The sequence below is a fragment of the Rariglobus hedericola genome (genome assembly GCF_007559335.1).
GTDB classification, from domain to species: domain Bacteria; phylum Verrucomicrobiota; class Verrucomicrobiia; order Opitutales; family Opitutaceae; genus Rariglobus; species Rariglobus hedericola.
Genome location: NZ_VMBG01000001.1, coordinates 1197582 through 1212772 on the forward strand (window position 1 = coordinate 1197582; position 15191 = coordinate 1212772).

The 15191-nt window shown below is 61.1% G+C and carries 14 protein-coding genes; 8 read left to right on the forward strand and 6 right to left on the reverse strand.

The genetic code is table 11. From position 1 onward, the window contains the following. Nucleotides 1-1590, reverse strand: a complete 1590-nt coding sequence (gene murJ, locus FPL22_RS05285; protein WP_144229062.1) for a murein biosynthesis integral membrane protein MurJ — start codon at nt 1588-1590, stop codon at nt 1-3. A gap of 99 nt (nt 1591-1689) precedes the next feature. Between murJ and FPL22_RS05290 the strand changes: the two genes are divergently transcribed. The 3 genes from FPL22_RS05290 (at nt 1690) to FPL22_RS05300 (ending at nt 4337) form a co-directional block, all read left to right on the forward strand. Beyond that, nucleotides 1690-2721 (forward strand): phosphate acyltransferase, encoded by a 1032-nt coding sequence (locus FPL22_RS05290; RefSeq protein WP_144229063.1) that lies wholly within the window; start codon nt 1690-1692, stop codon nt 2719-2721. 63 nt (nt 2722-2784) lie between these two features. Then, nucleotides 2785-3957 (forward strand): phosphotransacetylase family protein, encoded by a 1173-nt coding sequence (locus FPL22_RS05295; RefSeq protein ID WP_144229064.1) that lies wholly within the window; start codon nt 2785-2787, stop codon nt 3955-3957. 95 nt (nt 3958-4052) lie between these two features. Then, nucleotides 4053-4337 (forward strand): hypothetical protein, encoded by a 285-nt coding sequence (locus FPL22_RS05300; protein WP_144229065.1) that lies wholly within the window; start codon nt 4053-4055, stop codon nt 4335-4337. Nucleotides 4338-4344: 7 nt separating this feature from the next. Here the strand turns inward: FPL22_RS05300 and FPL22_RS05305 are convergent, their stop codons facing one another. The 3 genes from FPL22_RS05305 to FPL22_RS05315 all read right to left on the reverse strand — a co-directional run bounded on the left by FPL22_RS05305 (nt 4345) and on the right by FPL22_RS05315 (nt 6871). Then, on the reverse strand, nt 4345-5532 hold the full coding sequence (locus tag FPL22_RS05305; protein ID WP_144229066.1) for a hypothetical protein: 1188 nt from the start codon (nt 5530-5532) through the stop codon (nt 4345-4347). Then, nucleotides 5532-6203, reverse strand: a complete 672-nt coding sequence (locus tag FPL22_RS05310) for a hypothetical protein (protein WP_144229067.1) — start codon at nt 6201-6203, stop codon at nt 5532-5534. Before FPL22_RS05310 ends, FPL22_RS05305 begins: the two co-directional genes overlap by 1 nt. Nucleotides 6204-6265: 62 nt before the next feature. Beyond that, nucleotides 6266-6871, reverse strand: coding sequence for a DUF4013 domain-containing protein (locus tag FPL22_RS05315; protein WP_144229068.1), 606 nt, complete (start codon nt 6869-6871; stop codon nt 6266-6268). A 40-nt stretch (nt 6872-6911) separates the two neighbouring features. On the opposite strand from FPL22_RS05315, the gene FPL22_RS05320 reads away from it, so the two are divergent. Together FPL22_RS05320 and FPL22_RS05325 are read left to right on the forward strand one after the other, a co-directional pair. Next, nucleotides 6912-7802, forward strand: a complete 891-nt coding sequence (locus FPL22_RS05320) for a polyprenyl synthetase family protein (RefSeq protein ID WP_144229069.1) — start codon at nt 6912-6914, stop codon at nt 7800-7802. A gap of 21 nt (nt 7803-7823) precedes the next feature. Next, nucleotides 7824-10391, forward strand: a complete 2568-nt coding sequence (locus tag FPL22_RS05325; RefSeq protein ID WP_144229070.1) for a DUF3857 domain-containing protein — start codon at nt 7824-7826, stop codon at nt 10389-10391. A gap of 42 nt (nt 10392-10433) precedes the next feature. On the opposite strand, the gene ptsP is transcribed toward FPL22_RS05325, so the two are convergent. Together ptsP and ispE are read right to left on the reverse strand one after the other, a co-directional pair. Further along, nucleotides 10434-12203, reverse strand: a complete 1770-nt coding sequence (gene ptsP / locus FPL22_RS05330; protein WP_144229071.1) for a phosphoenolpyruvate--protein phosphotransferase — start codon at nt 12201-12203, stop codon at nt 10434-10436. Nucleotides 12204-12314: 111 nt separating this feature from the next. Continuing rightward, a complete protein-coding gene (gene ispE, locus FPL22_RS05335) occupies nt 12315-13196 on the reverse strand; it encodes a 4-(cytidine 5'-diphospho)-2-C-methyl-D-erythritol kinase (protein ID WP_144229072.1) in 882 nt (293 codons plus the stop codon). 95 nt (nt 13197-13291) lie between these two features. Here ispE and pyrF point away from each other — a divergent pair, with 95 nt between their 5' ends. From pyrF to ispF, 3 genes are read left to right on the forward strand one after another with little or no spacing between them, the layout of a single operon-like run. Continuing rightward, a complete protein-coding gene (gene pyrF, locus FPL22_RS05340; RefSeq protein WP_144229073.1) occupies nt 13292-13990 on the forward strand; it encodes an orotidine-5'-phosphate decarboxylase in 699 nt (232 codons plus the stop codon). Between the two features lie 35 nt (nt 13991-14025). Continuing rightward, nucleotides 14026-14706, forward strand: a complete 681-nt coding sequence (locus tag FPL22_RS05345; RefSeq protein ID WP_144229074.1) for an IspD/TarI family cytidylyltransferase — start codon at nt 14026-14028, stop codon at nt 14704-14706. Next, a complete protein-coding gene (gene ispF / locus FPL22_RS05350; RefSeq protein ID WP_144229075.1) occupies nt 14703-15185 on the forward strand; it encodes a 2-C-methyl-D-erythritol 2,4-cyclodiphosphate synthase in 483 nt (160 codons plus the stop codon). The genes FPL22_RS05345 and ispF overlap by 4 nt, the downstream gene beginning before the upstream one ends. The last annotated feature ends 6 nt before the right edge of the window (nt 15186-15191 follow it).

Sequence of the window (15191 nt, forward strand, 5' to 3'; positions counted from 1 at the left end):
CTATTTGGAGCCCTTTATCCGTCTTTGCAACAGAGCCGACACCTCATCGCGTCCTTCCACTCTGAATACCCAGACCAGTCCTGCATAAACACTCGCGCCCAGGACGATCAGCACCGCCAAGGCGACCGCATCGATGAACAAGGCCGGTGACGCAAACCGGCTGCGCACCCACCAGCCTGCCGCCACCACCGCGCCCATCAGCAAACTCGCCAGCAACACCTTCGCCGCATCCTTGGCGAGATGATGAAACGCCAGTGACTGCTGTTTGCGCGCCAGATGCACCTGCAAATACCAGGCTTGCACCACGACCGCTACATTGCTCGCGATGGCCAAGCCCACCGTGGACAGCGGTCCCATCAACGCGAAGCTCAGTCCGAGATTAACCACAAAACTGATACACGCCGCCCGCACCGGAGTCGTCGTGTCCTTCTGCGCATAGAACGCGCGCAGCACCAGATTCACGAATGAGAAAAACGGCAGTCCCAGCGCAAACACGGCCATGATTGGCACCATCAACTTCGTATCATCCGCCGTGAACGCCCCGCGTTGAAACAGCAGCCGGATGATCGCCGGCGCCAGCACCGCCAGCCCGACCGCCGCCGGTGTATTGATCAGCAGGATAAACCGCATGCCTTTCCGATAAGCGGCAGCCAGATTCACGTAATCGCCCTGCGCCGCATATTTCGAAATCAACGGAAACACCACCGTCGACACCGCGATGGCAAACACCCCGATCGGCAGTTCCATCAAGCGCGTTGCCAGGTTCAACACCGACGCCGCCGCGTCGTTGAGCGAAAGCCCCACCATGCGCGACACCGCCATGTTCACGAGGTAGATCGCCGAGCCGAACAGCGTGGGCACCATCAAGCGCACGATGCCGCGCAGCGGATCGCTGGCCCCCAAATCAAACCGCGGACGCCAACCTTCACGCATCAACGCCACCGCCGGCACCACCATCTGCAAAAATCCGCCGATCAACACGCCTGCGCACAACCAGCGCATCGCCCCGTTCAGATCATCCGCCCAACCCAGATAGGCCGCGCCCGCCAGCAGCGAGATCATCGACAGGTTCAGCCAGATCGGCGAAAGCGCCGGTTCCAAAAAGCGATTCAACGTCTGCAACGCCGCGCTGAACGCCGCGGCCAGACACACAAAAATCATGTAAGGGAAAAGCACTACGGCGAGATCCGCGCCTTGCAGCCAGCGTTGAGTCGTTCCCTCCGACACGCCCCAGTCCACCGCCGCCTTGGCCAGATGGCCCGCCTGGCTCAGCGCAATCATCGCCACCACCACGACACTCACCGTAATAATCAGCAGCCAGCTCGCCACCTGGCTCACCAACGCAAACGCACCTTCGCGCTGCTTTTTCTGCATCTCGTCGTGCAACGTCGGCACCAACGCCGCCGTCAGCGCGCCTTCGCCCAGCAGACGTCGAAACAAATTCGGGAGCGTAAACGCCGTCACAAACGCCGAATTCAACGCACCCGCACCGAACACCGCCGTCGTCAGCATGTCCCGGCCCAGACCGAGCACGCGCGACACCAGAGTCGCCGACGCCACGATGCCGATGTGTTTGAGGTTCTTGGACACGCGCGCCGTTTTTTGAAGCGGCCTTGCGGGTTAGCAAGTTCTTTACCCGGAAGCGGCATTGACGCTGCTAAGTTGGACAGACAATTTCCCTCATCCCCTATGCCCATCGTCCCGAAGCTCGTTGAGAAACTCCAGCGCCACCCCAAGCGCATCGTTTTCCCTGAAGGCGGAGACCCCCGCATTCTTCAAGCCGCCCGCCAATGGGTGACCAAGCGTATGGGTGCCCCCATCCTGCTCGGCGATCGTGCCGCCATCAAAGCCGCCGCCGCCAAGCTCGATATCAATCTCCAGGGCATGCGCATCATCGAACCCGAGCGCAGTGAAGAGTTCGAAGCGCTTGCCGTGCAGCTCGAACAGATCCGCCGCATCAAGGGCCTGCGCAGCACCGAAGCCCGCGAAGCGCTCAAAAACACGAGCTACTACGCGACCATGATGCTCGTTACCGGCCAGGCCGATGCGCTCGTCTCCGGCGCCACCGCCAGCGCCGCCAGCGGCCTCCGTCCTATTTTCCAAATCGTGCCGCGCTTCGAGCACGTTCAGACCGCCTCTTCGCTCATCGTCCTCGATTTTGATGAGAAAAAGGTCGGCAGCGACGGTTCTCTCTTCCTCGCCGATTGCGGCGTCATCCCCGAGCCCACCGCCGAGCAGCTTTGCGACATCGCCATCTCGACCGCGATGATCGCCCGCCATCTCACCGGCGAAACGCCGCGCGTGGCCATGCTCAGCTATGCCTCGAAGAGCGCGTCCAACCATCCTTCGCTCATCAAGGTCCGCCAGGCCACCGAGCTCGCCCGCGCCCGCGCCCGTTCCGCGTTTCTCGATCTTGAAATCGACGGCGAACTCCAGGTGGACGCCGCTCTCGACGCGGTTGTCGCCGACATGAAGGGCGTCACCAGCTCGGTCGCCGGCAAGGCCAACGTGCTTGTGTTCCCCGACCTCAACTCGGGCAACATCGCCTTCAAGCTCGTCCACGCCCTCGCCGGTGCGAACGCCTACGGCCAGATTCTCACCGGCCTCACCAAGCCGGCCGCCGAGATCAGCCGCGGTGCCAGCGCCCATGATGTTTTTGGCGCCGCCGCCATCGTCGGCTGCCAGGCCATCGACCGTCGCTTGCTGTTCGGCTCCGCTTAATAAGTCCCGTCAGGAAAGTCCGCCACGGGGAACCCAACCGCCCGTCACCTTACACTCTTCTTCATGCCTAATTCCGACTCGGTCTCGCAAAATCCGTTTCTCCAACCTCCCCTGCCGTTGCTCCCCGCACCGACCAACCGGGAAACGAAACGCGTTTTCGTCGCCGCGACGCGCATGAACGATGGCAAGACGACCACCTGCCTCGGTCTCTTCGCCGCCCTCCAGTCCATCTACCCGCGCGTCGGTTTCATCAAGCCCGTCGGCCAGCGCTTCGTCGATGTGCAGGGCCAGCAGGTGGACGAAGATTCATTCCTCCTCGATACGATCTACGACGTGCGCGTGCCCATCCAGAGCATGAGCCCGGTCACGATCGACGCGACCTTCACGCGCCGCTACTTGAAAAACCCCGGCCAGCTTCTCCCCGAGCTAAAGGACAAAATCTGCCGCGCCTTCGACCGCGTTTCTTGGGAAAAAGATTTCACCCTTATTGAAGGCACCGGTCACGCCGGCGTTGGCTCGGTGTTCGACCTTTCCAACGCCAGCGTCGCCAAACTTCTCAAGTCTCCCGTCGTCCTCGTCTGCCCCGGCGGCATCGGCCGCCCCGTGGACGAAATCGCGCTCAACAAAGCCCTCTTCGACAAGGCCGGCGTCGAGGTCATCGGTGCGATCCTCAACAAAATCGAACACGACAAAATCGACATCGTGCGCGAATACGCCGGCCTCGGCCTGCAACGTCTCGGAGTTCCGCTCCTCGGCGTGCTGCCCATCGAGAAAATCCTCACCGCGCCCAATCTCACGCAGATTGCCGAAGACATCGAGGGCCAGTGGCTCAATGGTCGCAAAGGCGGCGCCAAACAGCGCGTCCAACGTGTCATCGTCGGCGCGATGACCGCCAAGGGCATTGTCGATTACCTCACGCCTGGCACGCTCATCATCACCCCAGGCGACCGCGACGACATCATCCTCGCCGCCGTCTCTAGCGCACGACTCTCCGGTGGCAGCACCATCGCCGGTCTCATTCTCACGAATGACATCCTGCCCCACCCGAAGCTGGCCGAGCTCCTCGCGCAGACCGACATTCCGGTCATCGCGGCCAAGGAGGAAAGCTACACGGTCACCTCGATCATCAATCGCATGACCGTGAAGACCCAGCCGCAGGACACCGACAAGATCCCGGTCATCAAAAAACTGATCACCGACAACGTGGATCTGCAAAGCCTGCTGTCCCGCGTCTAACGCACGACCGCAGTTCCGCCGGTCAGCAACCCGTGCAACTCTTTCAACTCAAGACCTGGCACCGACTGTGTGCCACGGCGTTCATTCTCTTTCCCGTGATTGTTGTCGGCTGGATGCTCACCGAGCGTCCACTCATCCAGACAATCGTCGCGCCCTTTTTCTTTTTATTTATGGTTCTCGGCGTGCTGGGCGCATTTCAAGGGATCCTCTTTGCCTTCAAAAAACTGCATGTCGGCTGCCCGTTATGTCGCAAAAAATCCCACGTCGTCGACGGCAACAAACAGGCCATCTGGCTCGATTGCCCTGATTGCGGCCGGCTTCACGTTACCCATGGACTGGTCCGCTTGAAAATCACCCGGTGCAGATTCGGCCAGGGTTAAACCGCCATCACTTCCTCGGCGCGGTGTCCAACATCGCCCCCACGGCGTCTTCCAGTTCCCGCGCGTCAATCGCGTCTCGTTCCAATGCGGTCATCGCCTCCTTGAGGTTGCCCGCATCGCCCTTCAATGCGGCCGAGTAAACCCGCCCCATCGAGATCGCCGCGTTCGCATAAAACGGATGGATCACGCCGAGAACCGACCGTGTCTGCTGGACCCGCTCGGTCAGTTCAGTTTTCACCCACGGTTCTTTTCTCAGGTCTGCCAATTCCGACAGCGGAAGAACGACCTCACGACCATTGCGTCCGGCCAGCCAGCGACTGCGATCCGCGAGCCAGCTGCGCGACGCCGCCGCCGTCATCACCGGCAAACCCGGCAGCGTGCGCTGATGATGGAATGCAGTCTGCCACCACAGTTCCATCGTGAGGGCATCCGTCCACAATCCCGAATAAGAACGCGGCAGTGTATCCAACGGATCAGCACCGCCGACAATTCCGCGCACCCACCCGCCCCAGCGTGCCGGATCGGTGGCCTCGGCCTGCAATTGCAAAAACAACCACAGCGAGGACAGCTCCCAACCGCGTGATTCGACCGCACCCCGCTCCCACAACAAGAGCGAACGCAGAGGCGGCACCGTGATGCCCGCCGACTCCTGCTGAAATAAATCCCTCATCGCCGGACGCTCGCGCACCAGACTCCACGCCGTGCAGGCCTGCTCCAGCCATAGCGGCACGGTCAGGTTCGGATTGGTCCCATTCCAGGATACCGCCTGCCTCAAAATCACTCCTTGCACAAACGCCCGCCGCACAAACAGCGGATCGGCATCTTTTGACCAGCGCACACTCACGTTAACCTGCCCGCCCGCCTCGACCGTGATGATAAATGGCGAGGGCGATGTCCACTGGTCCGCCGGCACCAACCGCACACTCACCGACGAAGAAAATCCGTCGGCGGGCAATCCCAGTGGAGCTTCCAACGCTCGCCAGACCGAACGCCCCAATGCCAGCGCCTGCTGGGCCTCATCGGCATTGAGCACGATGATCTCAAACTGGCCTTTTTTCGTATAAAATATCCGCGGCACGGGCTGCTCGGCCGCGGCTCGCAACGGCATGGGGGCCGCCTCCTGCGCGCTCGCGAACACGCCACCCGCCGCCAACAAAAAACCGGCCGTCAGCCAGCGCACGCAGGCGATTCCCATCACGGCAGCACGAGGCGCAGCGAATTATCCTCCACCGCGACCAGCTTGAGTTTCTTCCACATGATTCGCAGGTCTTCGGGCAACTCCTGGGCGGCCAATATCCGCTTCATGAGCATCGGCGTCAGACCCGGCACGATGTGCGTGGGCAGCGAACCGATGTAGAGTTCGTCGGCAACAAACTCATATCCATCGGCACCTTGGGCAAACGTCCCGCTCGTCTGGAAAACAAGATCCTGGTTCAGCCCCACGGCCTTCAGCTTTCCTAGCAGGCCCACGTGAAGCACACCTTCGCGGATACGGAAATTAACCCGCTCCGGCGTGAACAATTCCGAGGCGCCCGCCGAACCGGCCTGGGGTTGCTGGGTCGCGCTGGCCATCCACGCGTTCAATTCCTCTTCATTAAAACTTACATCCGCAGAATTACCTTCGGCCAGCATCTGGCGCTTGCGCGTGCCTTGGCGCGCTTTGCTGGTGTTCGAAGAGCCTTCGACAAAATAAACTTGGCCGCGCTCGGGAGCCTCCACCGGCTTGTCCACGATCTCGACGGGCTTAAAAATCAGGTGAAGCGCGGCGAGCAGCACGCCCAGTGTCAGGCTCAGCAGCACGCCCAAGGTGATTTCAAACATTCCCGGACCATTTAAGGCGCGGTCGATCTTCTTATTGGAAGCCATGTGAGTATGCTAAAATTAGAATAGGCCGGCGGTTCCAAGTGGACGCCAGCATCGCGAAAGGTTCAGAGGCGGACCGTGCGTTTGCGAGATTCTTCCACGAAGCGGAACGAGACGGTGTAATACGTCCAACTGGCCGCCAGACCCACAAAAATGGTGAAGGTCATCAGCGGATATCCGGCCACCAGAAAGCCGATCAGGGCAAACGTCGGCACCCAGAAATACGATTTGGTCGAGCGCAACATCGCGATCAGGATCGATAGGCGGAACGCATCACGAAACTCCTCGTGCTTCTGATACTGGTAAATACCCGCCACCGTGAGCGGGCCGGCCAGCATGATCGCCGGCACCAAAGGCAGATAAATAAACGCCCCATAGTTCAAAAAGTGCAGTGGCCACACCAGCGCCCACGCCAGCAAAATCGGAATCACGCCCAGCACCATAAAAATCGCAAAAGCCGCCAGTCCATTGAGAAACAAACGTTTCCAATCGCCCCATTCAGGGAAATCCAGCGTCTCGCCGCGTCGGGCCTGCTCGATCATCGCATACAGGTATCCGAAGGCCAGAAAGTGGGCCACGGGCACGATTAACAACAGGGCTCCGAGGATGGCTTTAAGGAACCACGACTGGTCGGAAAAGAGGCGTTTGCAAACTTGTTCAAGGGAAGGCATTGCGGCGGGCGAAATTTGCCCAAAAGGTAGGTGCGCGCCGATGGACTTCACAACCAAATTAAACCAGCTCATCACCCGGGTCGAAGCCTCGCTTGACCAGCTCGTCCCTGCCCACGTCGGCACCGAGCCCGGCCCCGTCCGCATCCACGCGGCGATGCGCTACACATTGCAAGCCGGCGGCAAACGCCTCCGTCCCGTCCTCGCACTCTCCGCCGCCGAACTCTTCCAACCGCAGGCGTCCGCCCTGCCCGCCGCCGTCGCCTTGGAATGTATTCACACCTATTCGCTCGTGCACGACGACCTGCCGTGCATGGACAACGATGACCTGCGCCGCGGCCGCCCCACGGCCCACAAACAATTCGACGAAGCCACCGCCCTGCTCGCCGGCGATGGTCTCCTCACCCACGCCTTTCTGATTCTCGCAACACACTACGCCGCGGATCCCCGGCTCGTCACCGCCCTCGTCCGCGAACTCGCCGACGCCGCCGGCTCAGCCCGCCTCGTCGGCGGACAAATGCAGGACTTGCTCGCCGAGAAAAAATCCGACGCCACCGCCGCGGAGCTCGATTTCATTCATCTCAACAAAACCGCCGCCATGCTTGAAGCCTCGCTGGTCATGGGCGGGCTCGTGGGCGGCGCCGATGAGGCCACACTCAGCGGATTGCGCACCGCGGGCCGTCACCTCGGTCTCGCTTTTCAAATCATCGACGACGTCCTCGATGCCACCGCCGACAGTGCGACTCTCGGCAAGACCGCCGGCAAAGACGCCAAGTCTGGCAAAACCACCTACGTGAGTTTGCACGGGATCGATGCCGCCCGTCGCATGGCCAAGGATCAAACTGAAGCCGCGCTCGCCGCGATTCGCGCCTTGCCCGGCGACACCAGCTTTCTCCTGCAGCTCGCCGAATCGATGCTCCGCCGCTCCAAGTAATCTCATCATACCAGCACTCGCATGCGCCTGATTTTTTCGTTCCTCGCCTTGATTATCACGAGCGGCGCATGGGGTGCGTCGTTCACCATCGCGCCGCCCTCGTCGTGGGTGGACCCGATAACGCTTCCCGACACCACGACCCTCAAGGCGGCGGATCCCGCCTATGGTTACGACTACTTGTTGATCAACCATCAGGTGAACGTGGCCGAATCCGAGACGTTTGATCAAAACGCCTACCGCCTCACCTCCGCCAGCGCCCTCGGTTCCGGCGCACGGATCACCTGGTCCTTCGACCCCACCTACGAAACGCTGACCCTTCATCACCTCCGCGTGATCCGCGACGGCGTAGTGCAGGAACGCCTGCGCGAGGGCGTCGTGCAAATCATCCAGCAGGAGCGCGATCTCGACCGCCACATGCTCAACGGACGGCTCACGGCCTTTGTGTTGCTTGAGGATGTTCGCGTGGGCGATGTGATCGACTACGCCTCCTCGCGTCGCGGCGCCAATCCCGTCTTCGGCGGGAAATACATGGAGGATCTCAGCACCGGCTGGTCCGTGCCGGTGCGCCACCAACGCATCCGCATCATCGTGCCTTCGGATCGCCCCTTGACCCATAAACAGCTGGGCGACTCCGTGCTCATCCCCAGCTCCATCCGCAGCGGCAACGACACTATTCTCACATGGGAAGGCCGCGATTTGCCCGTGATCCAAGGCGAGGGCGAACTCCCGTCCTGGTATACACCGTATCCCTCGCTTCAACTCACCGAGTTTAAATCCTGGGCCGAAGTCGCCTCGTGGGCGGTCCCGCTCTACGCACTGCCCGATGTGGTGCCCGAATCCGTAGCCACCAAAGCCGCCGAACTCACCGAGGGCCTGTCCACCGCTGAGGACAAAACCATCGCGCTGCTCAACTTCGTTCAGCAGGAGATCCGTTATCTGGGCTTGGAACTCGGGCCCGGCACGCATCGCCCCACCGCGCCCGCCGACGTCCTCGCCCGGCGCTTCGGCGATTGCAAAGACAAGACGCTCCTCTTCTGCACGCTCATGCGCGCATCCGGCCTCAAGGCCTGGCCTGCATTGGTCAACACTGACTACCGCGACCACATCAAAGACTGGGTGCCTTCACCCTACGCCTTCGATCACGTCATCGCCTGCGTTTCTCGCGGTCAGGCGCTCTGGTGGGTCGATCCCACGCTCACCAATCAAAAGGGCGGCGCGCTCTACCGCGGACTTCCCGATTACCGGCTGTCACTCCCCGTCGACCGCAACACCGATGCGCTCGCCCCGATCACCCGGCCCGAACTCGCCCAGCGTCGCATGGAAATCGATGAACGCTTCGACGTCACCGCCTTTGACGCTCCCGCCCGCTTCAAGGTTGTCAGCCGTTACACCGGCCTCAGCGCGGACAGCATTCGCGCCTACTTCGCACGCACGTCCCTCGACGAGATCACCAAGGAATACGTCAACTACTACGCCACGGCCTACCCCGGCCTCACGAGCACGAAGCCCGTTTCGATCAGCGACCGAGCGGAGACCAACACCGTGACGATCGAGGAAAACTACAGCGTTCCCGACCTCTGGAAATCCGAGGACTCCGAGCCCAATATCCTCAAGGCCAATTTCTATCCACAAATCATTTCCGACTACGCTACCCAGCCTTCGACCCGCGTGCGCACGATGCCGCTCGGCATTTCGTATCCGGTGAACGTGCTGCTCACCACACGCATTCATCTGCATAAAGACTGGGAGGTTCCGCTCACCGAAAGCACCGTCACCGATCACGCGTTCCGCCTCACCGACAAGATGGTCGGCACCGGCCGGCTGGTCACGATCAACTATCGCTGGGAGTCGCTCGCCGACAACGTGCCCGCCGATAAAATCGCCTCGCACGTTTCCGCCATCAGCCGCGTGCGCGGCACGCTCGGCTACAACCTCACGCACAACAAAGCCATCGCCGCCGCCAACGCCAACACCGCCGGGACCTCCGATGTCGTCCCTCGCTTTCGTTTCAACTGGATGCCCATCGTGCTCATTCTGGTGACCTCGGTGGTCATGTTTTACGTCGGCCGTCACTTCTACGCATTGCCCGCATTGATGCCGCCTCCCGTGCCCGCTCCCGATGAAACCAACCTCGTCGGCCTCGGCGGCTGGCTCATTGTGGTCGCCTTGGGCGTCATCGGTCGGCCCATCTTCTGCATCGTTCAACTCATCCGCGAGTTTGGCGCCGTCTTCAACCTGGACACCTGGGAAGCGATCACCACGCCGGGCTCGGCAACCTATCAAGCCGCGTTCGGCCCGATCATCATCACGGAGGTCATCGGCAACACCCTGCTCATCACCGGCGGGCTCTGGCTCGCGGTGTTTTTCTTCAAACGCAAACGGGCTTTCCCCGGAGCGTTCATCGCCTTGATGGTTTTCATTCTACTCTTCCTCAGCGTCGATACCTGGGCCGTCGACACGCTGCTCAAATCCGACGAACCGGAAAAGACCAAGACCATCTCAGAAATCACCAAGGTGGTGATTCAATGCGCCATCTGGATTCCCTACATGCTCAAATCGCGGCGCGTAAAACTCACCTTTACCCGCTAAATCAATGCACTCGCTTTCCGCGCAACACGGAAAGCGCGGCGCTCAATTCAACTTCACGCGCATGCGGCTGAACTCATTGCACAGCGTGAAGATTTCCTTCGCGGAGGTGAGTTTCAACGCATCCTCGGCGAGCTTCTGGGAATCGCTGAGCTTCATGGAACGAATCAGGTATTTAACCGCCGGGATCAGCGGGGGCGTCATACTCAATTCATCGACTCCGAGTCCGAGCAACAGCGGCGCATAAACCGAATCACCGGCCATCTCGCCGCACACGCTGACCTTGATCTTGTTCTTGTGGGCTTCATCGACCACGAGCTTCAACATGCGAATCACCGCCGGATGCGTTGGCTCGTAGAGATGCGCGATCCGGTTGTTCACGCGGTCCACCGCGAGCAGGTATTGAATCAGGTCATTCGTCCCGATGCTGAAAAAATCGCAATCCTTCGCCAGCACGTCCGACGTGATGGCGGCGCTGGGGATCTCGATCATGGCGCCGACCTGCACCGCGGCATTGAAGGGGATTTTCTTGGCCTTCAGCTCTTCCTTGCACTCGGTGAGCATGACGTTCGCGCGCGTGAGTTCATCGCGCCCGCTGATCATCGGATACATCATCCGGATGTCACCGTGGGCGCTCGCGCGCAGGATGGCGCGCAACTGGTCTTTGAAAATTTCCGGATGATCCAGGCAGAACCGAATCGCGCGGTAGCCGAGGAAGGGATTGTCCTCCTTCGGGAAAAGGTGCGGGTGGCCCGCCATCGGTTTATCACCGCCGAGATCGAGCGTGCGAATGACGACCGGCGAGGGAGCGAGCGACTCGGCCACGGCTTTGTAAGCGTGAAACTGGTCTTCCTCGCTGGGGATGTGGCCCGCGTTGAGATAAAGAAACTCGGTGCGGAAAAGCCCCACGCCGTCTGCGAGGTATTCCTTCACCAGCGCACACTCGTCGACCTTTTCGATGTTGGCGCGCAGCGTGATCGTGACGCCGTCCAGCGTGGTGGCGGGACGACGGTTGGCCTCCATGAGGCGCTGCTCGAAGCCTTTCTTCTGAATCTGAATCTGTCCGTAACGGAAAAGCGTCTGCTGGGTCGGGTTGAGAATGACCAGGCCTTCGTAACCATCCACGAGCACCCAGTCGCCGGGCATCACTTGCTTCGTCAGGTCGCGCACGGCGACCACGGCGGGCACTTTCATCGAACGCGCCACAATCACCGCATGGCTCGTTTTGCTGCCGGAATCGGTGACGATCGCCAATGCCTGCGAGCTGTCGATACCGGCCGCGTCCGAGGGCGAGATGTCATTGGCGATGACCACGCGTTTTTCCACGAGCTGGCTGAGATTCTGGCTGGAGTGTCCGAGAAGATTCTGGAGAACGCGTTGCGCGACATCGCGGATGTCACCGGAACGCTCGCGCAGGTATTCATCATCGATCTCGGAGAACGCCTTGATGTAACGCTGCGAAACTTTGTTGAAGCAGGTCTCGATGTTTCGCCCGCTCGTCTCGAACTCGCGGATCGTTTCCGAAATCAGCGCCTGGTCTTCGAGGACGAGGAGATGTGCATCAAAAATCTGGGCTTCCTCGGGCCCGAGATTCTTGTCCACCTCGGACATGATCTTCTGGATCTGCTGGCGCGTAACCAAGATCGCGTGATCGAAGCGCGAGATCTCCTGCATGCGTTTCTCGGGCTCGACCTGATAGGCCGGCACTTCGACGTCGCTCTGCAGATACAAAAACGCCTGGCCATAAGCGATTCCCTGCGAGGCGGCGATGCCTTGCACCAGAGTCTCGGTTTTACCGCGTTTATCCGTGGACATTCAGAGTGTCCGTTTGGCCGGGGTTGGACTCGGGACGCACTACGATAACGGCTCCGCGTCGCGCAGCGTCAACTCGCTTTTGTTAATGAGTGCGTGGTTTTTCCACACAAGTCAGGCCAGACGCGTCTCCGTCACAAATGCCTCCGCGCCCCAAAGCTCCCGAATCCGGGCCGTGATTGCGGCGACCGGGGCGTTTTCCGGCAGAAAAGCAAAGCACGCGCTCCCGCTGCCACTCATACGCGGCGCCAGATCGAATTCCTCCCGCAAGCACTCCAATGCCACCGGCAGGGCAATATGTTTGGTGAACGCGGGCACTTCCATATTGTTAAACAACAACTCTTCGGCCGGCGCCGTAGCATCATCCATCCATGTCATCAACTGAGTCTCGGCCGCCACCGACGGCAGGTAACTGGCCGGCGCACCGGCCGCCAGTTGGCGGTAAGCCCAGACGGTGCTGATGCCAAACGCCGGCTTGAAGACCAACACGCGCCGTCCGCGCAACCGGTCGATCGCCTGCGGCGGCGGCACGCGCAACGACTCCCCTCGCCCGCGCATGATGACCGGCCCATCCTGCAAAAACAGCGGACAATCCGAGCCCAGCGTCGCGGCGACCGTCCCGAGTTCTTCCATCGTGAGCACGCCACCGGCCAGTTGATTCAACGCCAGCAGCGCCGTGGATGCATTGCTGCTGCCTCCACCCAAACCTGCTCCCATGGGAATGCGTTTCTGCAAAGAGAAATGCGCTCCACCCGTCCACGAGGCCGCCTCCGCGAAAGCCTGCGCCGCGCGCAGCACCAGATTCGTCCCGTCGATTTCCAAGGCCGGATCGTCACATTCGAGAGAGAATCCCGCCGGCCGCAGTTCGACCGTGAGCGTATCGCCGAACTCCAAAGGCGCCGCCACCGACACGAGGTCGTGAAAGCCGTCTGCCCTCCGCCCCGTGATCGCGAGGAAGAGGTTTAACTTGGCGGGACTGGATAAGACGAGCGTCACAAAATTGTGACCATAACCTTAACCGTGCGCGGGACCGATTCGAACGAATTTTCTTTCGATTGGCGGATATTAGCGTGGATTAGCACCTCAACATCATGCCTTGCGATCTCATCCTCGCCCTCGACGTCCCCACCCGTGAAGAAGCCGCGCCGATTCTCCGTCAGCTCCGTGGCGAACTGCGCTGGGTCAAGATCGGTCTTCAAATGTTCACCGCCTACGGTCCTGATTATGTGAAGGCCGTCGCCGATGAAGGTTTTAATATCTTTCTCGATCTTAAGCTCCACGACATCCCCAACACCGTCGCCAAGGCCGTCGAGTCCCTCGCCCCGCTTCCCATCGGCATGCTCACGCTCCACGCCTCCGGTGGCCGCGAGATGATGACCTACGCCCGCAAAGCCCAGCTTGCCTCCAAGCCCGACTTGCTGCTCCTCGGCGTCACCGTGCTCACCTCGATGGACGCCACCGGCCTCTGCGAACTCGGCGTCTCCGTGTCTCCCGAATCACAGGTCTCGCGTCTCGGCCAGCTCGCCTCCGACTCCGGCCTCACCGGTCTCGTTTGTTCGCCGCTCGAAGTCTCCATGCTCCGCAAACATCTTCCCGCCGGCATCCAGCTCGTCACGCCCGGCATCCGTCCCGCCGGTGAAGCCGGTGGCGATGACCAGAAACGTATCATGACTCCCGGCGACGCCGCCCGCGCCGGCTCCAGTTATATCGTTGTCGGGCGCCCGATTCTCAAAGCCAAGGACCCCGTCGCCGCCACCCGTGCCATCCTCGCCGACCTCGCCTCTGCCTGATCTTCAACTTAAACTTTGAACTTAAACTAAAAAACATGCCACGCACCGCCGCCATCCTTCTCGCCGCAGGCAGCGGCCATCGCATGAACGGGACCGTCGAGGACAAGATCCTCGCCCCCCTCGGTGGTCGCCCGCTCTTCGTGCACTCGGCCACCGCGTTCGCCGAGAGCGGTGTCGCGGATTTCTACGTCATCGTTTACCGTGATCAGAAGCAGATGCTCGAGCTATCTGCCTACGCCCCGACTCCCGCCCTCTTCGTCCCCGGCGGCGAAGAGCGTCAGGACTCCGTGGCCGCCGCGCTCGCTGCTCTCCCGCCCGACATCGGCAAGGTGTTTATCCACGACTGCGCACGCCCGTTTGTCCGCGTCGACCAGCTCATCGCCCTGCACAAGATCGTTCTGCGCGAAGATGCCGTCGTCCTCGCCCATCGCGTGACCGACTCTATTAAAGAGCACCGTGCCGACGGCCACCTCAAGTCCCTCAACCGCGACAAACTCTGGGCCATGGAAACCCCCCAGGTTTTTGCCCGCGATCTGATCGACGCCGCCTACGCCAAGGTCGCCAAGAAAAAGCTCCACATCACTGACGACGCCGCCGCCGTGGAACTCCTTAAACACCCCGTCGCCATCTTGGAAAACTCGCACGCCAACCCCAAGCTCACCACGCCCGCCGACCTGCCTTGGTTCGAGTATCTCCTCTCGCAATCGCAGTCATGACCTCCCTCCGCATCGGTCACGGTTACGACATCCACCGCATCGTCGCGGGACGTCCGATGATCCTCGGCGGTGTGCGCTTCGAAGCCGACTACGGCCTCGACGGTCACTCCGATGCCGACGCCCTCACCCACGCGATTTGCGACGCGCTCCTCGGCGCCGCCGCCCTGCCCGACATCGGTCATTTTTTCCCCAACACCGATCCCGCCTACAAGAACATCGATTCGCAGGTTCTGCTCCAACGCGTGACCGCCGAGCTCGCCAAGCTCGGTTGGCGCATCGTCAACATCGACGCCTCGGTCATCGCCGAAAAACCCAAGATCTACCCGCGCCTCGCCGAGATGAAGTCCGCCCTCGCGCGCTCCACCGGACTCGGCGTCGGCCAGATCGGCCTTAAGGCCACCACCAACGAGGGCGTTGACCAAATCGGCGAGGGTCTCGCCATCGCCGCCCACGCCGTCGCGCTCATCGAGCACGTTTAACTTATC